At 42.8% G+C, this 22,470-nt stretch carries 15 protein-coding genes and 2 tRNA genes; 12 read left to right on the top strand and 5 right to left on the bottom strand.

From position 1 onward, the window contains the following. Positions 1 to 316 precede the first annotated feature (316 nt). Positions 317 to 393 (bottom strand) — tRNA-Arg (locus tag B9N78_RS04855). A 64-nt stretch (positions 394 to 457) separates the two neighbouring features. Between B9N78_RS04855 and B9N78_RS04850 the strand changes: the two genes are divergently transcribed. From B9N78_RS04850 to B9N78_RS04830, 5 genes are all read left to right on the top strand, one after another. Then, complete coding sequence (locus tag B9N78_RS04850) at positions 458 to 1,675, top strand: bifunctional folylpolyglutamate synthase/dihydrofolate synthase (protein WP_245805459.1); 1,218 nt, start codon at positions 458 to 460, stop codon at positions 1,673 to 1,675. Between the two features lie 40 nt (positions 1,676 to 1,715). Beyond that, a complete protein-coding gene (selA, locus tag B9N78_RS04845; RefSeq protein WP_085099120.1) occupies positions 1,716 to 3,122 on the top strand; it encodes an L-seryl-tRNA(Sec) selenium transferase in 1,407 nt (468 codons plus the stop codon). 11 nt (positions 3,123 to 3,133) lie between these two features. Beyond that, positions 3,134 to 4,522 carry an aminopeptidase gene (locus B9N78_RS04840; protein ID WP_085099117.1) on the top strand — a complete coding sequence of 463 codons (1,389 nt, stop codon included), beginning with the start codon at positions 3,134 to 3,136 and terminating at the stop codon, positions 4,520 to 4,522. Between the two features lies 1 nt (position 4,523). Beyond that, positions 4,524 to 6,431, top strand: coding sequence for a selenocysteine-specific translation elongation factor (gene selB / locus B9N78_RS04835; protein WP_085099114.1), 1,908 nt, complete (start codon positions 4,524 to 4,526; stop codon positions 6,429 to 6,431). Positions 6,432 to 6,603: 172 nt separating this feature from the next. Further along, positions 6,604 to 8,322 carry a pentapeptide repeat-containing protein gene (locus B9N78_RS04830; protein ID WP_085099111.1) on the top strand — a complete coding sequence of 573 codons (1,719 nt, stop codon included), beginning with the start codon at positions 6,604 to 6,606 and terminating at the stop codon, positions 8,320 to 8,322. A 178-nt stretch (positions 8,323 to 8,500) separates the two neighbouring features. Here B9N78_RS04830 and B9N78_RS04825 read toward each other — a convergent pair. Beyond that, positions 8,501 to 8,576 (bottom strand) — tRNA-His (locus B9N78_RS04825). Between the two features lie 122 nt (positions 8,577 to 8,698). Between B9N78_RS04825 and murA the strand changes: the two genes are divergently transcribed. The 5 genes from murA to metG all read left to right on the top strand — a co-directional run bounded on the left by murA (position 8,699) and on the right by metG (position 16,550). Continuing rightward, positions 8,699 to 9,949, top strand: a complete 1,251-nt coding sequence (gene murA / locus B9N78_RS04820; RefSeq protein WP_085099108.1) for a UDP-N-acetylglucosamine 1-carboxyvinyltransferase — start codon at positions 8,699 to 8,701, stop codon at positions 9,947 to 9,949. A 19-nt stretch (positions 9,950 to 9,968) separates the two neighbouring features. After that, positions 9,969 to 12,431, top strand: a complete 2,463-nt coding sequence (locus B9N78_RS04815; RefSeq protein ID WP_085099105.1) for a DNA internalization-related competence protein ComEC/Rec2 — start codon at positions 9,969 to 9,971, stop codon at positions 12,429 to 12,431. Positions 12,432 to 12,552: 121 nt separating this feature from the next. Next, the gene (locus B9N78_RS04810; RefSeq protein WP_085099103.1) at positions 12,553 to 12,951 is read left to right on the top strand and encodes a response regulator; all 399 of its coding nucleotides are present in this window, start codon (positions 12,553 to 12,555) and stop codon (positions 12,949 to 12,951) included. A gap of 255 nt (positions 12,952 to 13,206) precedes the next feature. Beyond that, positions 13,207 to 14,379 (top strand): PSP1 domain-containing protein, encoded by a 1,173-nt coding sequence (locus B9N78_RS04805; protein WP_085099100.1) that lies wholly within the window; start codon positions 13,207 to 13,209, stop codon positions 14,377 to 14,379. A gap of 227 nt (positions 14,380 to 14,606) precedes the next feature. Further along, entirely contained in the window at positions 14,607 to 16,550 is a 1,944-nt protein-coding gene (gene metG, locus B9N78_RS04800; RefSeq protein WP_085099098.1) for a methionine--tRNA ligase, read from the top strand. 111 nt (positions 16,551 to 16,661) lie between these two features. On the opposite strand, the gene B9N78_RS04795 is transcribed toward metG, so the two are convergent. From B9N78_RS04795 to B9N78_RS04785, 3 genes are all read right to left on the bottom strand, one after another. Continuing rightward, positions 16,662 to 16,889 (bottom strand): SlyX family protein, encoded by a 228-nt coding sequence (locus B9N78_RS04795; protein ID WP_085099095.1) that lies wholly within the window; start codon positions 16,887 to 16,889, stop codon positions 16,662 to 16,664. 154 nt (positions 16,890 to 17,043) lie between these two features. Continuing rightward, positions 17,044 to 17,310 (bottom strand): hypothetical protein, encoded by a 267-nt coding sequence (locus B9N78_RS04790; RefSeq protein WP_085099092.1) that lies wholly within the window; start codon positions 17,308 to 17,310, stop codon positions 17,044 to 17,046. Positions 17,311 to 17,321: 11 nt separating this feature from the next. Next, a complete protein-coding gene (locus tag B9N78_RS04785; RefSeq protein ID WP_085099089.1) occupies positions 17,322 to 17,582 on the bottom strand; it encodes a FeoA family protein in 261 nt (86 codons plus the stop codon). Between the two features lie 169 nt (positions 17,583 to 17,751). On the opposite strand from B9N78_RS04785, the gene carB reads away from it, so the two are divergent. Continuing rightward, positions 17,752 to 20,988: a carbamoyl-phosphate synthase large subunit gene (gene carB / locus B9N78_RS04780; protein WP_085099085.1), complete on the top strand. Its 3,237-nt coding sequence runs from the start codon at positions 17,752 to 17,754 to the stop codon at positions 20,986 to 20,988. A gap of 67 nt (positions 20,989 to 21,055) precedes the next feature. Further along, the gene (gene purF, locus B9N78_RS04775; RefSeq protein WP_085099082.1) at positions 21,056 to 22,447 is read left to right on the top strand and encodes an amidophosphoribosyltransferase; all 1,392 of its coding nucleotides are present in this window, start codon (positions 21,056 to 21,058) and stop codon (positions 22,445 to 22,447) included. The last annotated feature ends 23 nt before the right edge of the window (positions 22,448 to 22,470 follow it).

Raw genomic sequence — 22,470 nt, 5'->3', positions numbered from 1 at the left:
CTCTTTCAAAACTACTCTCCCAAGTGTCTATACGGCTATTTCAGAGGCCGCTCTTGATATTAAACTATGTGCAGGTCATATAAATTGGTCCCAATAAGTTAGCGCACGTAGCGGCGGATGTCCATTGCGGTTGTTAAAGGATTTTGTGAGTTAAATGGTTTGACTCCCACTTCCACAAGTGCGAATTACTTCGCACTGATTCAGTAGTGTAGATAGCTTGAGTTGTGTCTTTGTATAGGAAATGAAAATGATGAATTGGAAATTAGACACAAAAAAAGGGTTACAAGTTTTAACTCGTAACCCTTTGAATTATCGGTGGTGCGGCAGGAAAGATTCGAACTCTCGGCCAACGGCTTAGAAGGCCGTTGCTCTATCCAACTGAGCTACTGCCGCTCAAGAGAAGATTCTTTTATGCGAGCTTTTAGATTCGGTCAAGTAAAAAATGAATGGTGATACCTTGAAATTTAATAATTTTTTAGAATTTAGCGATTATCTGGATAAACTGGGCCTTTTTCATATGGATTTAAGCCTAGGTAGAATGGAAGAATTTGTATGTAAATGGGGGTCTAAAGGGGATTTTCCTGTTATCCATGTGGTTGGAACTAACGGGAAAGGCTCAACCTCAACTTATTTAACAAATATAGCTATGGAGTACGGTCTAAAAGTCGGGAGTTTCACTTCTCCGCACTTTGTGACTCCTCGCGAGCGGCTGACGATTGATTGTCAGATGCTGTCAGAAGAGGAGTGGTGCCACCTTGCGAACAGGGTAATGGAAATAGGGCCTGATCTCGGGCTGACATATTTTGAACTGCTTACCTGTATGGCATTAGTAGCATTTAAAGAACACGGTGTTGACCTTGCGGTGATGGAAGCAGGGCTTGGCGGACGTTATGACGCGACTACTACTATAGATCCTGATATGACAGTGTTCACTCCTATCGGTCTGGACCATGAAAAAATACTTGGCGCGACTATCGAGCTTATTGCCGCTGATAAGGCTGATGCAATGCAACGATGCGGTCTTGCTGTTACATCTATACAGACAGATGAAGCTATGAATGTTCTGCGCTCTCGCGCCGCGCAGCTTGGGGTTAAATTCTATCTTGCCGAGAAAATGGGCGGAGTTTCTGATTTATCACCTACTTTAACAGGCGTTCACCAAATGCAGAATGCTCATTTAGCTGCATGTGCATGGTCTGTTTTTTGCGATAAAAAAGGTCTGGAGTTTAATGAAACTCATGTCCGCGAAGGTGTTAAAAAAGCATTTATTCCCGGAAGATTGCAAATTGCCAAGACTGATCGAACATATATTCTGGATGGTGCGCATAATTTCCATGCATTTAAAGCTCTTGAGCATGAATTAAAAAGATCGGAAATTGTGCTCGATGCGATTGTGTTTTCCTGCATGAAAGATAAGAATATAGCACCCGTGAAAGACATCTTATTAGGATTGACCAAAGGGCCGATCATAACTTGTGGTCTGCCTGAAAATGAAAGAGCCTGTTTGCCTGAAGATTTTACAGAGCGGCTGGGGCCGACTGTGATAACAGCAGAGTCGCTTGATGAAGCTTTATCCTTGCTGCCGTCCGGTGACGGTACGGTACTAGTATGCGGTTCCTTGTATTTACTCTCAGCTTTTTATACAAAGTACCCGAGTTTTTTAATAAAGCAGTAATATACGCCCCTTTGGACATCAAAGATTTTAGGAGTAATAATTGTCTAATCTTTTTAAATTGTTGCCGTCAGTTGACTCAGTTCTTACCAGACTGGAGCAGGAAGGGGAGATGAGTAAAGCCCCGCGTCCTCTTATTAGAGATCTGGTTAACGGTTTTCTTAATGTGTGCCGCGAAGAAATCAAATTTGCAATTATTACAGATGAGGATCAGCTCTCGCTTGATGCTCTTTTTCCGCGTTTGATTTGCCATGTTCGCGCGGGTGTACGTCCGCATTTTCGTAGAGTGCTGAATGCTACCGGCGTGGTTGTTCATACTAATCTGGGCCGCTCAATACTTGCGGACTCTGCGGTTAAAGCTGTTACGGAGGCTTGCGGAGCTTATTCAAATCTTGAATTTGATCTGAAAACAGGCGAGCGGGGCAGCCGCTACAGCCACGTTGAAAAGCTTATCTGCGATATTACCGGCGCAGAATCCGCACTGGTTGTGAATAATAATGCCTCGGCAGTTCTTATCACTTTAGAAACTCTTGCCGCGGGCCGTGAAGCTGTTGTTTCACGCGGTCAACTGGTTGAGATCGGCGGATCATTTCGCATTCCTGATGTAATGGTCAAGAGCGGAGCCATTCTGCATGAAGTAGGTGCTACCAATAGAACTCACCTGCGTGATTACGAAAGTGCAATCAACGAAAAAACCGCTCTGCTTATGAAGGTTCATACCTCGAACTTCAGGGTGATCGGTTTTACTAAGGAAGTTTCCGGCGGTGAGCTGGTAGAACTGGGTATTAAGTACGACCTGCCTGTTTATGAAGACCTCGGTAGCGGTAATCTTACAAACTTTGCAGGTCTTGGTTTAATGCGTGAGCCGACAGTGCAGGAAGTCGTTTCAGAAGGCGTGGATGTTGTTTCCTTCTCCGGTGATAAAGTCCTTGGCGGCCCGCAGGCCGGAATCATTGTCGGTAAAAAGAAATATATCGATATGATCAAAAAGAATCCGCTGAACAGAGTGGTTCGAATCGATAAAATGACTCTGGCGGCTCTGGAAGCCACTTTACGGCTTTATCTGGACCAGGAAACCGCTATGCAAGAAGTCCCCACCTTACGCATGATCATGGAAAAGCCGGAATCGCTTAAGCTTAGAGCGCAATCTTTATCCCGTGTTTTAGATAGATTTCTGGGTGACAGTGTTGCTATTGATGTTCGGGAAGGCGTTTCCAGAGTCGGAGGCGGCGCATTTCCTGAACAGGATTTAAAAACATTTCTGGTAACGGTTGTTCCGCAGGGCGATATGTCCGTGCCGGAACTGAAAGAACGGTTGCTTTCATCAGAACCGCCGCTTGTAGGGCGCATTGAAGATGAAGCTTTTTGTCTTGATCCAAGAACTCTTACACAAATTGAATATCATATGGCGGCTGAATCTATTGCACAGGCCCTTAACCTCGATAAATAAAAGGATTAGATATGAACAAATTGCTTGAACATAAAACTAAAAGTTGCTGGGAATTATATCAGGATGAAGAACATCAGCAGGGCATGAATGATCTTGCTGCGCGGTACATTGATTTTCTAAGCCGCTGCAAAACTGAGCGTGAAACTATTAAATATGTAGAAGAAGTTCTGATTGAAGCCGGATTCAGTGATTACATCGGTTCCGACAGCTGCTTCCGTTCATTTAAAAATAAGACCATCTTTATTGCACGCAAAGGTAAAAAGACTCTTTCCAATGGATTCAGACTAGTCGGTGCTCACGCAGACACTCCACGCCTTGATCTGAAACAGCATCCTATTTATGACGACCTCGGCATCGGCATGGCTAAAACCCATTATTACGGCGGAATCAGAAAATATCAGTGGCTTGCCCGTCCGCTGGCTCTGCACGGATTAGTCGTAAAAACTAACGGTGAAAAAGTTAATATTGTAATAGGTGAAGATCCCAGCGATCCAGTCCTTACAATTTTAGACCTTCTGCCTCACCTTGCTTACAAGCAGGTTGAAAAAAAGGTCACCGATGCCTTTGAAGCTGAAAAATTAAATATCGTCATGGGACATTCCCTTTCTTTCACCAAAGAAGAAGGTGACGACAGCACTGAAACTTTCGCACCGTCCGTTAAACTCAAAATGCTTGAAATTTTGAATGAGAAATACGGCATTGTCGAAGCTGATCTTTTCAGCTCTGAAATGCACATCGTGCCTGCCGGACCTGCCCGCTACGTGGGACTCGATAAGTCCATGATCGGCGGATACGGACAGGATGACCGCTCCTGCGTATTTTTAGCTCTTGAAGCATTTCTTTCCGAACCTGAGCCGGATCATGCACAGGTCGTATTGTTCTACGATAAAGAAGAAATCGGTTCCGAAGGTTCAACCGGAGCTAAATCCCTTTTCTTTGAATATTGCATGGAAGATCTCATTGAAGCATGGGAACCGGGCATGAAGATGTCCCGTATTATGATGGCGGGTAAAGCTCTTTCAACCGATGTACATGCCGCTATTGATCCAGACTATCAGGATGTGCATGAAAAGCTTAACTCAGCTTATCTCGGTTTCGGGCCGTGTTTCTGCAAATTTACCGGACACAGAGGAAAGGTCGGGGCAAATGATGCTCATGCCGAATATGTGGGCTGGTTGCGCAACATCCTCGGCGAAGCAGAAGTTCCATGGCAGATGGCTGAACTCGGCAAGGTCGATATCGGCGGCGGCGGAACTGTTGCGAAGTTCTTAGCTGTTTACGGAATGGATGTTATCGATTTCGGGCCTCCGGTTCTCTCTATGCACAGCCCTTTTGAACTGACAAGCAAAGCTGATATTTATGCAACAAAACTTGCTTTCAGTACTTTTTTGAGGAGCTAAAATGCCTGTAGTTATGGGGACAGCCGGTCATATTGACCATGGTAAGACCAGCTTGATTAAGGCTCTTACCGGAACAGACTGTGACAGACTTGCTGAAGAGAAAAAGCGCGGAATCACCATAGAACTCGGGTTTGCAAGCCTTGATCTTGGCGGCGACCGTCAGCTCAGTATTATTGATGTTCCCGGCCATGAGAAGTTTGTTAAAAATATGGTCGCCGGAGCGGCAGGTATTGATTTTGTTCTGCTGGTAATAGCCGCGGATGAAGGGGTGATGCCTCAAACCCGTGAGCATTTGGAAATATGCACTCTGCTTGGAATTGAGCGCGGCTTTGTGGTGCTCACTAAAGTTGATATGGTCGATGAAGAATGGCTTGCGCTGGTTAAAGAAGATGTTCGCGAATTTCTGGCCCCCAGCTTTTTAGCTGAGGGGCCGATTTACGGCGTTTCATCCCATACCGGACAAGGGCTTGATGAACTTAAAACCGCGCTTGCGGATTTTATGGACAGCTTTGAACCTAAAAGAAGAACCGACCTTGCGCGGCTTCCCATAGATAGAGTCTTTACCATGAAAGGGCACGGCACTGTAGTAACTGGCACGCTCATTTCCGGTCAGCTTTCAGTGGGGGATGATATAATCATCTATCCTGCCATGACAGAAACGAAAGTGCGCAGTCTGCAATCGCATGGCGGAAGCGTTGAAACCGCTCCTGCCGGACGCAGAACCGCGGTTAACCTGCACGGCGTAGAAGTAGATGACATTGAACGGGGTGAAGTGCTGGGCAGACCGAACACGCTGTTCCCGTCAACCGTCTGGGATGTCGAAATTACCTGCCTTCCGTCCTCGCCTAGGTCACTTAAGCATCGTAAAGAAGTTCATTTTCACCACGGTTCAAAAGAAACTATGGCGAAAGTTTATTTTCTGGACCGCGAAAAACTTGCCAAAGGTGACCGCACCGTCTGTCAGATTCGTTTTGATCAGCCCATGACCGGAGTTTATGGCGACAGAATCGTTATTCGCTCATTTTCGCCGCTGAGGACCATTGCAGGCGGAAGTATTATAAATCCTATGGGAAGGAAGGTTAAACGGTTCTCAGACGATGTTAAACGCTTAGAATCACTGATTGAGGCTGAACCGGAAGATCTTATTCTCACGCAGCTTGAACTTGCGGGTAACGCAGGGCTTAATTTTCAAGAACTTTCCATCATGACCGACGTGGCATCTAAGCCCCTTGAAAAGATGTTGCAGTCATTAGGCGGTCAGCAGAAAATATTCCTGTTTGATAAAGAAGAACGCAGTTTTATTTTCGGCGGTCATTATGAAAATCTTGTGAGCGGATTCATAAAATATCTCGAAGATTTTCATAAGAAAGATCCCATGAAAGCCGGAGTAACCAAAAGTGAAATCGGCTCCGCATGGGGCAAAAAGCTTTCTGCCAAGCTTTTTCATTCCATAGTTGAAAGGCTGACTAAAAAGAATGAAATTATTGTAGCGCAGGATATTATACACCTGCCCGGACATAAGGTTTCAATGGCATCCGACCAGCAGAAATTGCGGGATATCCTGCTTGAAGCTTACGAAAATGGCGGGCTGACTCCTGCCAATGTTAAAGAGATTCTTGAGCCGCTGGACCTGACATTTAAAGAGGCCGCGCCTGTATATAAACTTTTACAGAACGAAGGGCTGATCGTCAGGATCAATGACAGTTTATATTTTGCCACGTCCGCAATTGAAAAACTTAAAGCAATTCTTGAGGGTTACTTCGCAAACAATTTAGAACTGGGACCGCCCGATTTTAAAGAGCTTACGAATCTATCCAGAAAATTTGCCATTCCGCTGCTTGAATTTATGGATAAAGAAAAGTTCACCATGCGGGTGGGGGATAAGCGCAGGCTTAGAAAGCAGGTGTAGTTTTAGGTTAGGCTGTTTATGAATTGTTACATATTAATATGATCGGAATCAGGTTTAAACTTGGTTCCGATTTTTTTTGATTTTTTGCGCGGTTTTCGTTCTGGATTAGTCTATGTCTAATAGTGTATGAACCTTTAATCTTAAGAATAATAATTTAGGCAGGGGGTCATATATGGGGTGTTGTATCGGGGCGGAGCATAGTAATTGGTGTGCTGATTATGATGTTGTTTATGTTGATGGGGAGGGGGAAGAGTATTGCATTTTCCATGCTCCGGCTGATTGTAAATTTGTAGAAAAGTATGTTGAGGGCGTGGGGGAAAAGCCTGAATTAATATCTGGTGAAGAATTTAATGAGTTGGTTTTTGCTCGGATTCAGGCGGTTATTGATGCTGGGGAGGATGAGGAGCGGAATAAGTGGGGTTGGGTAGATTGGAATCCTCGTTGTAATTTTGCCGGAACTATCTTTTTTGCTGATATTTCTTTTTCTGAGTTTAATGGAGAAGAAGGTAAATATTTACCTTCGATAAATTTTATTTCTAGCCAGTTCCGTGGTTCTGCCTATTTTATTTCTAGCCAGTTCCGTGGTGATGCCTATTTTAGTTCTAGCCAGTTCCGTGGTTATGCCTATTTTCGTTCTAGCCAGTTCCGTGGTGATGCCTATTTTCGTTCTATCCAGTTCCGTGGTGATGCCTATTTTCGTTCTATCCAGTTCCGTGGTGATGCCGATTTTAGTTCTAGCCAGTTCCGTGGTTATGCCTATTTTCGTTCTATCCAGTTCCGTGGTGATGCCGATTTTAGTTCTAGCCAGTTCCGGGGGGGGGGAGATTTTAGTGATGCAGAATTACACAAGCAGATTAAATTTAATGATTCAATTTTTCATAACATGTCATTTGATAATATGGAATTTAAAGGTCCTGCGTATTTTGATAATGTCACATTTGAAGAACCTGTTTCGTTTGTTCGATCTATTTTTCATGAATATTCAAATTTTGAAAAAGCAAAATTTTTAGAAGGAGCAAAGTTTAAACATGCTTTGTTTAAGGAATGGACATATTTTAGAAATGTAGTTTTTGGTGGTAAAATTTCTTTTGCCGGAACAATTTCTAAAGAGAAGATTTTAATTGAAGCTACTAATCTTTCAAATATGTTTTTTGCCGAGACTAATATTGAATCTTTTAAATTTATAGAATGTGAATGGGACAAAGGCGAAGATGGAATTAATCTAGTTTATGATGAAGTTAATCAAGAGGAATTAAAAACTAAAAATTCAACTCTTGAAGAAATTTATCGTCGCCTTAAAAAAGTCGCCCGTGAGAACGCGGATGAAGAACAAACATCTGCTTGGCATTACAAAGAAAAGGAAATGAAAAAAAGAGAAGCGGATTCTGCCTTCTTTTTCCCTGCAATCATAACAACATTCCTCACATTTGTAGCCTTCTTAATTTGCTGCGGGTTGCTGGAGAGTACTGCTCCTTATTATTCTTTAATTGTTTTAATTCCTACGGCATTAGCTGTTCCTTTTTTGCTTATTCAAAATCAGTATAAAAAATTTGAACTTAAGTATAATGATGTTCCGAAAAGCAAAAAATGGTTCTCAAAAATTTATCTCAATATTTATTACTGGATCAGCGGATACGGAGAGAATCCTCTTCGTGCCGGAGTTCTTCTCGTTGCGCTGATCGCACTGCCATTTATGATTAATTTTTTTACAGGTTTTAAAGATGGAGCGGATTGGGTTAAACACGCAATATGGTACATGCCTTTGCTTAAAGTGCAATTAAGCGATGGAATTAGGGGAATACAGTATTTCTGGAAAGGAGTATCCGTTTCGCTTATCACCATCCAAGCCGCCTTATTCGCCTTTGCCCTGCGAAACAAGCTTCGCCGTTAATTAAGAAGATAACTTAAATTAAAAAAGCCCTCCGTTAACTTAATCATAGTTAATGGAGGGCTTTGACGTACGTAAGCACTGGTAAGACTTTTGCGAGAATATTTCATGAAATTATTGAGACAGGTAATAATGTACAAAAAAAGGGATCAGATTTAAATCTGATCCCTTGATTATTCGCTGGGGTGAGTGAGGGGACTTGAACCCCCGGCCACTTGGGCCACAACCAAGTGCTCTACCAACTGAGCTACACCCACCGTGTCGAGAAACAGTGTCTATCGAAGCCCGGGAGAATCGTCAAGAAGTTTTTGAAAAAAAATGAAAAATATTGCATAAGAGTTTTCGCCGGACGGCAAAAATAAAAAATAAGGAAATATCAATGGATAAATTAGTAATTGAAGGTGGAGTCGCATTAAAGGGGCCTATTCGCGTAAGTGGTGCAAAGAATGCGGCGTTGCCGATTCTGCTCGCGTGTCTTCTGCCCGAAGGACAGGTTAATCTGACCAATGTGCCTCGCCTTAGAGATATTCACACAACTCTTAAACTTTTAGATATTCTGGGTTGCGAAACTTCGTTCGACGGAAACAACGTCACAAGTATCGTTAAAGATCTTAAAGTTGAGGCCCCGTATGATCTGGTTAAGACCATGCGTGCCTCTGTGTTGTGCCTTGGGCCGCTTCTGGCTCTAAAGGGTGAAGGGAAGGTCGCTTTGCCCGGCGGATGCGCTATCGGGGCACGTCCGGTCGATTTACACCTATCCGCATTTGAAAAGATGGGCGCGGAGTTTGATCTGGAATCCGGTTATATTCATGGGCGTTGCGCTCATCTCAAGGGCGCGCATATTAATTTTGATTTTCCGACTGTGGGCGGCACGGAGAACGTGCTCATGGCGGCGGCTCTTGCCGATGGTCACACCACAATCGAAAATGCCGCGCGTGAACCGGAAGTTGAAGATCTCGCAAATTTCCTTATTGCCTGCGGAGCGAAAATCACAGGGCAGGGAACAAGCGTAATTGAAGTTGATGGTGTTTCATCGCTTAAAGGGTGTGACTATAGAATCATGCCGGACCGCATTGAGGCCGGAACTTACATGGTCGCCGCCGCAATGACTGACGGGGAACTGCTTATTGAAGATTGTCCGTTTCAGGAACTTGATGCAGTGGTTTATAAACTGCGCGAAATGGGCGTGTGGATTGAAGAAAAAAAAGAAGGCGTGCTTGTGCGCAGGCAGGGCGATTTGGTGGGTGTTGATATCACAACTCAGCCTTTCCCCGGCTTCCCTACAGATATGCAGGCTCAGCTGATGACTTTGATGTGCCTTTCCAAAGGGGCCGGTACTATCGAAGAAAAAATATTTGAAAATAGATTTATGCATGTTCAGGAACTGCTCAGAATGGGCGCGAATATTAAGCTCAAAGGGCGCACTGCTATGGTTCGCGGTGTTGAAGGTCTGGCCGGAGCACCTGTAATGGCTTCCGATCTGCGCGCCAGTGCCTCGCTTGTTGTCGCCGCTCTTGCCGCATCCGGCAGAACGGATATTCAGCGTATTTACCATCTGGACAGAGGATACGAACGCCTTGAGGAAAAACTTTGCGGTGTCGGTGCTAAAATCTGGCGTGAGAAAGAGTAGTTTTTTATAAATATCGATTATGAGTAAAAGTGATCTTAAATCATGTTCAGCAGGCAGGCCCGGAATTCCGGGCCTGCTTTTTTGGCAGAAGCTGGTTCCGGCTTTTGTTTTCGGAATATTATCCATCAAGTGGCTGGTTCCGTGCGTTGCCGCTTTTTTAGTTTATGTTGTAATTTTATTTTCGTTCAGACTTCAAAAGGGTGCGGTTGTCCTTTTGCTGCTGCTGTTTGCGCTGGGCAGTTTTTATGCATCGTCCGTGCTGCCGACTCCGCCGGACGGTATGCCGGACTGGATGGCACAGAAGGAAAAAGTTCATGTTAATGCGGAAATTTCCGCCATCAAGGGCGTTCCCGGTAATCGGCTGAAGATTTTACTCAAAAATGTATTTTGCACCACTTCGCATGAAACTTCCGGCAAAAATATTTCCGAAAAGATTAACGAGACAATAAAACTCGCTGGCAATTTAATCTGGACATGGGATTACCCTGATGTTTTTCCTGTTAAGGGGCAGAAAGTAAATTTTTTTATAAAAGTTAAGCCCGTTCACGGTTTCAAAAACGAAGGCGTGTGGGATTATGACTTCGATCAAAGAATTAAAAATATTTTTTATCGGTTCTATACACGCGGGGAACTAAAAAACGGTGAGTTGCAACCTGTAAATCCGGATTTTTTGGAACGGGTGCGGGCTGATTTACGCAGTAGAATTGTCCGCAACTCTCCTGATACGCAAGGCGGCGCAATTTTTCCGGCATTGCTTACGGGGGACAGATTCTTTTTATCGCAGGATACCGTTGAACTTATCCGCAGAGCCGGAATTTCGCATCTGCTGGCTCTTTCAGGTCTGCATGTGGGGTTTGTGGCTTCAATCGGTTTTGCGCTGGCTTGGTTGATCGGCCTGTTTTTTCCGCGAATTTATTTAAAAATTCCTCGTGTTAAGCTGGCTGTTATTCTGGCGTTTCCTTTTGTACTCTTTTATTTATGGCTGGGACAATTTTCGCCGTCTCTTTTGCGCGCAGTGTGCATGTTCGGATTCTGGGGGATACTGCTGCTTATGAACAGGGGCAGGGTGCTGTTAGACGGCCTCTTCTTAGCCGTAGTCGTGATACTCGGCTTTTCTCCGCTTAGTGTTTTCGATCTCGGCTTCCAGCTTTCAGTGCTTGCTGTCGGCGGGATAGCTGTTTTTTTCCCCTATTTCCAAGCTGTCATTCCTGCCGGAAAGACTTTTGTCGGCAAGGGGGTTCACTTTGTGCTGGCTGTATTGGCGGTCAGCTTCTGTGCGAATATCGCAATCATGCCGATTACAATCTGGAATTTCGGTGTATTGATTCCCAATTTAATTTTTAATGTTTTGTGGATTCCGTTTTTAGGATTTTTTCTCATGCCTGTTTGCGGAGTGGGCGGCCTTGTTATGTCTTTTGTCAGTACAGCCGTTTCGCAGAAGCTCTTTTTATTAGGAGCAAGCTGTTTCGCTAAAATGCTTGCCCTTGTGCAACTGGCCGTATCCGCTGGATTTTTACCGGAATATGCTTTTTATCGGCCGATGTGGGAAGAATTTATAATATATTATCTCATTTTATTACTTTACATTTCTGTTAATAAAAATCGGCAGGCTAGGCTTGCAATTATTTTTTTAATCATTATACTTTTGGCTGTCCGCGTAGAAGGAATGTATAAGGCCGGAGAGCTGTCCGGATTCGGGCCTGAGTTTGTAAAGGTGGATGTTCTTGATACCGGACAATCGCAGTGTATTGTCATTACAGGTCCGAAGGGAACCCGCACAGTTGTTGACGGCGGCGGAGCGTTCGGAGATTCATTTGACGTAGGCCGCGCTATTGTCGGCCCATGGCTGGCATGGGGGCATTTGCCAAAAGTTAATAATATTTTTCTTACTCATCCTGATAGCGATCATTCAGGAGGTTTGGCTTTTCTGCTCGAAAAATTTGATGTTGATCATTTTTATTCCAATGGCGATTTGCCGGATGGAATTATAGGTGAAAGGTTCCAGAAAGCGTTTGCGGAAAACAGAGTGGTTTCTTTGAAAATTGAACGGGGTGATGTAATCCAGTTGGAACCGGGGTTGACTTTACAGGTCCTTCATCCTTACGCTGATTTTAATGGAAAACAAAATGATTGTTCACTTTTTTTACGATTAGTTTGGAATGGCAAAGGGCTGATCTGCATCCCCGGCGACATTGAGAAAAAAGGGATTAAGGCATTGCTTCGCCATAATGATGATCTTTTTGCCGATGTTTTAGTTTTGCCGCATCATGGAAGTGCCGGAGCTTTTTCTCCTGCATTGTATGATAGAGTAAATCCCGAAATTGCCATTGCCGCATGCGGTTTTTTAAACAGGTATAATTTTGTTGCAGCTAAGGTTGAGCAGGAATTTCAGACCAGAAACATCAAGGTGTACAAAACGGCCGATAAGGGGCTGATTTCAATTAAATGGAATAAGTCTGACAAAATCAGTATTCAACCTTGAATTTAATTATTTTCTCTGGTTTTGATTGTTATCATAACTTGATTTTCGTGTTCAAAGGTGACAGAGTTTGCTTATAGTTTGTCGTTTTAATTTCAGCTAGCCTTAATGGAGGTCCGTCTGCATGCGAATGCTTATTGTTGACGATGATTTTTACTGCCGCAATATGTTGCATGAGATCATGAAACCTTACGCTCAATGTGATATTGCTGTTAATGGGGAAGAGGCTGTATGTGCCTTTAAACAGGCTCTCGAAGATGGAAAAGGGTATGATTTAGTCTGTTTAGATTTAGTTATGCCGGAAATGGATGGACAGCAGGCTTTACGTGAGATCAGAGCTATTGAAAAAGATTTCAATATCCATGTGGACAATGCTGCAAAGGTTATTGTTACTACAATGCTTGATGACCGTAAGGAAACACATGATGCCTTTTTCCTCGGAGGGGCGACGTCTTATCTGGTAAAGCCTATTGAAGAAGACAAACTGATAAAAGAAATGAAAAATTTAGGTTTTTCAATGTAGCTCTGGATAATTTCAGAGGCTGGATATATAAATTGATGGGTAAGATATATATTTTGTAGAATTTTTTTAGTTGAAAAAATCCTAAATCCGCAGCTTAAGTTGCGGATTTTTTTTGCGTTAAATTTTATTATGTATTATTTAAAGATGTTATAAGTGTAGAACTGAATTGAAGTTCCTTGGGAAGTGGTCTATTGTACCCTATTCAAATTAAGTTTTATCCGTCATTATTGACGATTTATATAAGGTTCTTAAATAATGTCTCAAATTTTAGGTGTTAAATTTAATGACTTCGGTCAAATATATTATTTCTCTTCCGGGCCGTTCGTTGTTCGCGAAGGGCATTCTGTAATTGTTAAAACTGAACAGGGAATGGGGCTTGGTAAAGTTTTTGTTGTTCAGCAGGATTTGCCGGAAGATGTAACTGAAGAATCAGTTAAAACCATATACAGGCTGGCTGCCGAAGAAGATCTTGTTATCGATGCCGAGAACAGGGATTTATCGCGCAATGCACTCAGGTATTGTAAAGGGTGTATCGACGGTCAAAAGCTTGAAATGAAGCTTGTTGATGTTGAGGTTTTCTTTGATCGAAGCAAGATGATTTTTTATTTTACAGCTCCTGGCAGAATTGATTTTCGCGAGCTTGTTAAAGATCTGGTTAAAGAATACAGAACTCGGATTGAACTCAGGCAGATCGGTGTCCGGCATGAAACGCAGATGCTTGGAGCAATCGGCAACTGCGGACAGATTTGTTGCTGTAGACGCTTTATGCGTAAATTTATGCCTGTTACTATCCGCATGGCAAAAGAACAGAACCTTTTTCTGAATCCGACAAAGATTTCCGGTATATGCGGTCGCCTCTTGTGTTGCCTGTCATTTGAGCAGGATAATTACGAGCAGTTTCACAAGCGTTGCCCTAAAATCGGCAAACGTTACACAACTGCTCATGGTAATGTAAAAGTTACAAGAACGAATTTTTTCAGTAATACCGTTACCATCCAGCCTGATGATGCAGAAGAAATTGAAATTTGTCTCGATGAATGGCCGGATGTTTTAAAAGCGACTTCTCCTGATCAACTCGTTAAAAAGGAACTTCCGAAAGAAGATTTGGAATTCGGAAACCGTGAACCCAGCGTTAGAAATAATTATAGCGGGCGGTCAGGATCAGTAAAAGCTGCGGATGCAGGGCAGACTAGCCGGCCCGAACGGCCTAAACCAGTTAGACCGGAACGTCCTCGCCCTGAGAAAAAGAAGCGTCCTTTCGTAAGTTGTGACAGTCTTGAACTGCTTGAGGATATTGAGCCTGAAGAAGTTTTTTCAGAACCAGTAGAGGCTCCTGAATCAGAATCGCAAGCTAAAAAGCCGTCTTCCAGAAATCGTCGTCCGTCACGGCGTAGACGCAGGAAAAAATCGTCCGGTGGGTCGGATTAAAAACACAAAAATCTAGAATTGATTATCTTCGGGTTGTCGGCTATATGGCGTTCAGCCCGTAAGCAGTGAATAATTTTGCGGCCGGTTGAAAGTATCAAAGTTCATCCGGCTGCATGTTTTTATATGTAGTGTATTTTTCAGCTTAATTTTAACGCGGAATTTTTAACACGCTGGATTTAAAGCTGTTAATTGCGCTGTTTTTGTCACCGTAACAGGAGAGATCGATTTTGGATTCGTTTTTTATTACAACTCCCATCTACTACGTTAATGCCAAGCCGCACCTTGGTCATGCCTATACGACAATTCTTGCTGACTCGATGAATAGGTTTCATAAGTTAATGGGAGACGAAACTTTTTTCCTCACCGGAACAGATGAACACGGTGATAAAATAGTTCAGGCAGCAGAGAAAGGCGGGCTGACTCCGAGCGAGTACGTTGACGAAATAAGTGCTTTGTTCAGGAATCTCTGGCCTGATTTACAGATTGAAAATGATGATTTTATCAGGACGACCGAAGCTCGCCATATCAAATGCGTTACGGAAGTTCTGCAAAAAGTTTATGATAAGGGCGACATTTATTTCGGGGAATACGGCGGTCATTATTGCTTTGGCTGTGAAAGATTTTATACCGAAAAAGAGCTTGTTGACGGCAAATGCCCTCAGCATGAAACTGTGCCTGAATATATTGCTGAAAAAAATTATTTCTTTAAAATGGCTAAATATCAAGATTGGTTGATCGGACATATTAATGCCAACCCTGACTTTATCCGTCCAGAAAGATATCGTAACGAAGTGCTAAGCCTTCTTAAGTCCGGTGAACTTGAAGATTTATGTATTTCACGTCCCAAAAGCCGTCTTGAGTGGGGAATTGAACTTCCTTTCGATAAAGACTTTGTTACATATGTCTGGTTTGATGCTTTAATCAACTATATCACCGCACTTGATTACCCGAAAGGTGATAAATTTAAAAAATTCTGGCCGGCAGCAAATCATCTTGTTGCCAAAGATATTCTTAAGCCGCACGCTATTTTCTGGCCGACCATGCTTAAAGCTGCTGAAATTGAGCCGTACCAGAATCTTAATGTGCATGGTTACTGGCTCATTAAAGATACCAAGATGTCTAAATCTCTTGGAAATGTAGTTGAACCTCTTGAGATGGCACAAAAATACGGAGTTAACGCTTTCCGTTATTTCCTGATGCGTGAAATGGTTTTCGGTAATGATTCAAGCTTTTCAGAAGAAGCTCTTGTTACCCGTCTTAACGCAGACCTTGCCAATGATCTCGGAAATCTTTTCAGCAGAACACTGTCCATGACTCATAAATATTTCGGGGGACTGGTTCCGCCGGAAGGAACCGAAGGCGAAGAAGACTGCGAAATTAAACGTATCGGACGCACCGGTATGGCAGATTTTCAGCAGTGCTTTTTGGATGCCAAATTTTCCAGAGGCTTAGAAGCTCTCTGGGAACTTGTTCGCGGTTTGAATAAGTATATTGATACGACTCAGCCTTGGACTCTTTATAAAGAAAAAAATATTTCACGTCTTGGAACCGTAATGTATGTTCTTCTTGAGAATATGCGTAAAATTGCAGTTCACTTGTGGCCGGTAATGCCTGAAGCCAGTGAAAAAATGCTGGCTGAGCTTGGAATAACTTTCCGCCCTGAGAAAATTAATCTTCAAGGTGAAGTCGATGTATGGGGACTGCTTGAGCATGGTTCAGAAGTCGCAGCATCTTCGAATCTTTTCCCAAGAGTTGAGTTTGAAAAAACTCCTCCGGTAGAAAAGAAAAAAAGTGCTAAGGCTGCAAAAAAGAATAAAGAATTAAAGACTGAAACTGAAGTTGAGGGTGTAATCGAATTCCCTGACTTTCAGAAAGTGGATATGCGGATAGGAACAGTCCTTTCCGTTTCCAAGCATCCTGATGCAGATAAATTGCTGATAGTTAAAATTGATACCGGAGACGACAAACCCCGGCATGTTGTTGCCGGACTCGCAGAATTCTTTTCTCCTGAAGAACTTGAAGGAAAGCAGGTTGCAGTTGTTACCAACCTTAAGCCTCGTAAACTTCGGGGCGAGGTCTCAGAAGGTATGATTTTAGCCGTTCGCAATGGCGAAGGGATGGAACTTTTGACCGTTACAGCCGGTGTTGCTAACGGGTGTAAAGTCTCCTAGAGTAATTAATATTATGTAATTCAGATAAATAAAAAAAGGCAGATCATTTTTGATCTGCCTTTTTTATGATCTAGAAAATTCTAGATAAAAAGATTTTTATGAAACATAAAATCAGCTGTAATGCGGCGGCGGGGCATCTTCTACATTTCCAGATGCAGAAGCCATATCTTTCAGGTCTTTCATCTGCCCGGCGAGAATATCAATTTTCTTTTCAAGTTCTGAAATTTGATTCTGCTGAGCAATGATGAAGATGTTCATTTCTTCAATTGTCCTATCCTGCATTGCAAGACTGGTTTCCAAAACTTCAATCCGGTCTTCTAGTGTGTTAGGGGTGTTCATGGGGGCAAAATGCCAGAACACTCCGTAATAGGCAATTGGGTAATAGTGATTATTTTGTATTCTGCTGAAATAATGAATTAAAATAATTGTAGAAGAAATGTTTGGTAATCAGTAGGTGATAAATTGAAAGAAAGTCGGAAGCTTGGGGAAGTGTTTAAGCTTTTTTTTCCGCAGGAAGATCGTAAGGAACTGAAGCTCCTTCTATAATGATGTCTACAAGTCTTCCTTCAGTTCTTTCAATAAATTCTTTGTAACTTTTAAGTGAATTCATGGTAGAAACAGTATCCTGAGTGTTGGACCAGACTCCCAGCGACTGTTGCAACTGGTCATGCATTTTTTTCATTTGGCGAAGATCTGCTGAAAAGGAAGAAGAATCATTGGCTAAAATTTCAACTGATCTCCATTTGGTATTTGAATCCATAATCTTCTCTCTTAATCACAACATCCGCATATCGGGATTGCCAGGATATTTTTAGCCATTTCTTTGCCGAGTGCATATTCAGAGGAGCGAATTCTGATGGTCATTCTTCCGTAATTACTAAGTATATTTATAATAGTCCCGGGAATAATCCCCATGGAAAGCAGTCGTCCACAGAAGCACCTGCCTCCGTCTAAACTGATAACTCTTACTGACACGCCTTCCTTATAACAGGAGAGTGGTCTTGGTTTTTTTGTGTCTGGAATTATGTTCATTGCAATTGAAATTTAAATTCATTTAGACCATTTGTCAATGTCAGAACTTGTATGGAACCAAAAAAGACGGAAATTAGAGACTTGCTCATCTGCAAGGAATGTTTTATGGCTTTCTGTCTCGTAACAAGTCCTAAAGATAATATCTCAAACCAATATTTGGGTGGAGTTTATGCCTAAACGCACTGATATCAAGAAAATTATGCTCATCGGCTCAGGGCCGATTGTAATCGGTCAAGCCTGTGAATTCGACTATTCCGGAACTCAGGCTCTTAAAGCTCTTAAAGAAGAAGGTTACGAGGTTATCCTTGTAAATTCTAATCCTGCAACAATCATGACCGACCCTCATCTGGCCGATCGTACATATATTGAACCGATTGAGCCGGAAACGGTTGCTAAAATTATTGAAAAAGAAAGACCTGATGCTCTGCTTCCGACTCTCGGCGGGCAGACAGCTTTAAATACTGCCCTTGCAGTTGCCGAGGCCGGCGTTCTTGAAAAGTACGGCGTTGAGCTTATAGGTGCATCCGTAGATGTTATCGAAAAGGCGGAAAGTAGAGAACTTTTCCGCGCAGCAATGGAAAAAATCAATCTTAAAGTCCCTTTCAGCGGTATTGCCCGCAATATTGATGATGTCCGCTACTGGGGTAAGAAAATAAATTTCCCGATTATTATCCGTCCTGCTTTTACTTTAGGCGGTACCGGCGGTGGTGTTGCTTATAACATGGAAGATCTTGAAAAGATCGCCATGCGCGGAATTGCAGCAAGTTTACAAAGTGAAGTTATGCTCGAAGAATCCATTTTAGGATGGAAAGAATACGAGCTTGAAGTAATGCGCGATAAAAAAGATAACTGCGTAATTATTTGCTCCATTGAAAATATTGATCCTATGGGCGTTCACACCGGAGACTCCATAACCGTTGCTCCGGCTCAGACTCTGACAGATTCTGAATATCAGACTCTTAGGGATGCTTCGCTCGCGATCATGCGTGAAATCGGTGTTGAAACCGGTGGATCAAATGTTCAGTTTGCAATCAATCCGGCAAATGGTGAACTTGCAGTCATTGAAATGAATCCCAGAGTTTCAAGATCATCTGCTCTTGCTTCCAAAGCAACCGGATTCCCTATAGCCAAGATCGCAGCTAAACTTGCAATCGGTTATACTCTTGATGAAATTCCAAACGATATCACCCGCGAAACAATGGCTTCGTTTGAACCGACCATTGACTATTGCGTAATTAAAATACCTCGTTTCACCTTTGAAAAATTCCCCGGAGCCGAAGATTATCTCACCACTTCTATGAAGAGTGTCGGTGAAACCATGGCAATCGGGCGTACATTTAAAGAAGCGTTACAGAAGGGGCTTCGGTCTTTAGAAGTAGGAATGCCCGGTTTCGGTAAAAATTTTGAAAAACCGGAAATTGAACGCGATACTTTAATCGGTCTCCTGCGTAAGCCGAATTCAAAACGTATTTTTGCTATTCGCGATGCATTGCTCTGTGGGTTCACTACAGAAGAGATATTTGAAATTACTAAAATTGATCCTTGGTATTTAGATCAGTTTGAAGAGCTGGTTCGCTTTGAAGGAGAACTTAAAAAGTTCACTCTTGAAGTCGGCATGTATTCCGGAAATGAAGAAATTCCGGCAATGCTGAGAAAAGCTAAAGAGTACGGTTATTCTGACCCGCAGTTGGCAACTCTCTGGAAACAATCCAACGAAGAGGTCAGAGCGTTCAGGAAAAGTCTTGCGATCGAACCGACATATTATCTGGTTGATACTTGCGCTGCTGAATTTGAAGCTTATACTCCTTACTTCTACTCAACTTATGAGTCCGGTCAGGAAGCTAAACCGATGGAAGGCCGCAAAGTCATGATTCTGGGCGGCGGTCCTAACAGAATCGGACAGGGAATTGAATTTGACTATTGTTGTTGTCATTCCGCTTTTGCTCTTGAAGAGCTTGGCGTTAAGTCGATAATGGTCAACTCCAATCCTGAAACAGTATCGACTGACTATGATACCTCAGATCGACTTTATTTTGAGCCGCTTACTTATGAAGATGTGCTTAATATTATCGAGTTTGAAAAACCTGATGGAATTATTATCCAATTCGGCGGTCAGACACCGCTTAATCTGGCGATTCCATTACTTAAAGCAGGGGTTAAGATTCTTGGAACTTCACCGGACAGTATTGACCGCGCTGAAGACAGAGAAAGATTCCAGGCTCTTCTTACCAAGCTTGATCTTAAGCAGCCTGCAAACGGAACAGCCCGTTCCCTTGAAGATGCTCAGAAAATAGCAACTAAACTTACTTATCCTCTGGTTCTCCGTCCTTCCTACGTTTTAGGCGGACGCGGAATGGATATTGTGTACAGTGATGAAGAATTTGAATCGTATTTCCGTGAAGCAGCGATAGTTTCTCCTGAACATCCTATTTTAATAGATAAGTTCCTCGAGAATGCTGTTGAAGTAGATGTTGATGCTCTTTCCGACGGTGAACAGACATATGTTGCAGGTGTTATGGAGCATATTGAAGAAGCTGGAATTCATTCCGGTGACTCCGCATGTGTGCTTCCTCCTCACACACTAAGTCCGGCAATCGTTAAAGAGATTGAACGTCAGACAATCGCTCTCGCCGCAGAGCTTGATATTGTCGGGTTAATGAATATTCAGTTCGCGGTTAAAGATGATGTTGTATATATCATTGAAGTTAACCCCAGAGCTTCCAGAACAGTTCCTTTTGTAAGTAAGGCGACAGGAATTCAGCTGGCAAAGTATGCAACCAGAGTTATGCTCGGTGAAAAACTTGCTGATTTGGATCCGTGGTCTCAGCGTAAAGAAGGATTCTACTCTGTAAAAGAAGCTGTATTCCCGTTTAATAAGTTCCCGAATGTTGATGTAAGACTTGGACCCGAAATGCGTTCTACAGGTGAAGTTATGGGTATGGATGTTCTGCCCGGACTTGCTTTTATGAAAGCTCAGCTCGGCGCAGGGCTGAGGTTGCCACTTGAGGGAACAGTGTTTATTTCTGTTAAAGACAGAGACAAAGAAGCGATTGTTCCGACAGCTCAGATTTTCAAAGAACTTGGATTCAAGATCCTTGCAACTGGAGGGACTGCTGAATTCCTCAATGCAAAGGGAATTGAAACTGAGAGAATTCTGAAGGTGAATGAAGGGCGACCCCATGTTGTTGACTACATAAAGAACAACGACATTGATCTTTTGATAAACACGCCATCCGACAGGAAGACGGTTTCTGATTCTAAAGAAATCAGGCAGACCACCTTGTTGTACGGTTTAGCATATACAACGACAGTAGCCGGAGCTCATGCCATGGCCTTAGCAATAAAGGATCACCGGGGCAGAGGTCTGGATGTAAGGTGCTTACAACACTACCATAACATGATTTAATAAATCGGAAATGTCGGGCCGGAGTTATACTCCGGTCCTTTCCTTTTTGAATACAAGAGCAGGAAATATGAAAAAAGACTATTGCGGCCTCTTTGGAATATACGGTCACCCCGAAGCAGCTAGAATGACTTATTTCGGTCTTTATTCTATGCAGCATCGCGGTCAGGAATCTGCTGGAATTGTTACATGGGATGGCGAAACCATTCGTGAACAGAAAGGTATGGGACTGGTAGCTGACGTTTTCAACGAGCGTCACCTTGCTAAGGAATTGAAAGGTGATATAGCTTTAGGGCATGTCAGATATTCTACTACCGGTGCATCTCTGATAAAGAATGCTCAGCCTTTTGTTGTTCATTTCGGAGGCTTACGTCTCGCTATTGCCCATAACGGCAACCTTGTGAATACAAAAGAACTTCGTGATGAACTTGAAGCTCAGGGATCAATTTTTCAGACAACAATGGATTCAGAAATTTTTGTCCATCTGATTGCAAAAAGTCTGAATGGCAATACCATTGAAGATGCAGTCATGAAAGCCTGCAAAAAGGTTAAAGGATCTTTTTCACTTTTAATTCTTGCAAATGATAAAATGATTGCTGTGAAAGACCCTCACGGATTCCGTCCGTTAGTTCTTGGTCGTGTAGGCGACAATTATGTTTTTGCCTCTGAAACATGCGCATTTGATTTGATTGATGCTGAATCCATTCGTCCGATCAAACCCGGTGAAATGGTTGTTGTAGAAGATGGCAATCTCTCATCTTATATTTATGATGATAAGACTCCTAAAAGACAGTGTATCTTCGAATTAATATACTTTGCACGTCCTGATTCCATTATTTTTGATGAAGTCGTATATGAAAGACGTAAAAAAATGGGACAGGTTCTAGCCAAAGAAATGCCCATGGATGTAGATTTTGTTATGCCTTTTCCGGATTCAGGTAACTACGCCGCCGTGGGATATTCTCAGGAATCGGGACTTCCTCTTGAACTTGCTATGATTAGAAATCACTATGTAGGCCGTACTTTTATTCAGCCTTCACAGGATATGCGCGATTTCAGTGTTAAAATGAAACTTAATCCTGTTCGCAGTATGATAAAAGGCAAGAGGATCATGATTATTGAAGATTCCATTGTTCGCGGCACAACAATCCGCGCAAGGGTTAAAGAGCTCAGAGCTCTCGGCGCACGTGAAATTCATATGCGCGTCAGTTGTCCGGCAATTCGTTTCCCTTGTTATTATGGAATCGATTTTTCATCCAAAGGTGAACTTATCGCTGCCAATAGTACTGAAGAAGAAATTGCACGTTTTATCGGCCTTGATTCTCTCCATTACCTTTCAATTGATGGACTTTTGGAGTCGGTCGAAGATAAAGATTCTTACTGTCTGGCATGTTTTAACGGAGATTATCCAATTCCTCCTTGCGCAGGTTCCGGTAAAATGTGTTTGGAAGATAAGTGCTAGCAACGTCGTAATGGAGTATTTTC

Source organism: Desulfovibrio gilichinskyi, assembly GCF_900177375.1.
GTDB lineage: Bacteria > Desulfobacterota > Desulfovibrionia > Desulfovibrionales > Desulfovibrionaceae > Maridesulfovibrio > Maridesulfovibrio gilichinskyi.
Note: the sequence above shows the minus strand (reverse complement) of the source record. Positions and strands in the feature narration are given on the sequence as shown.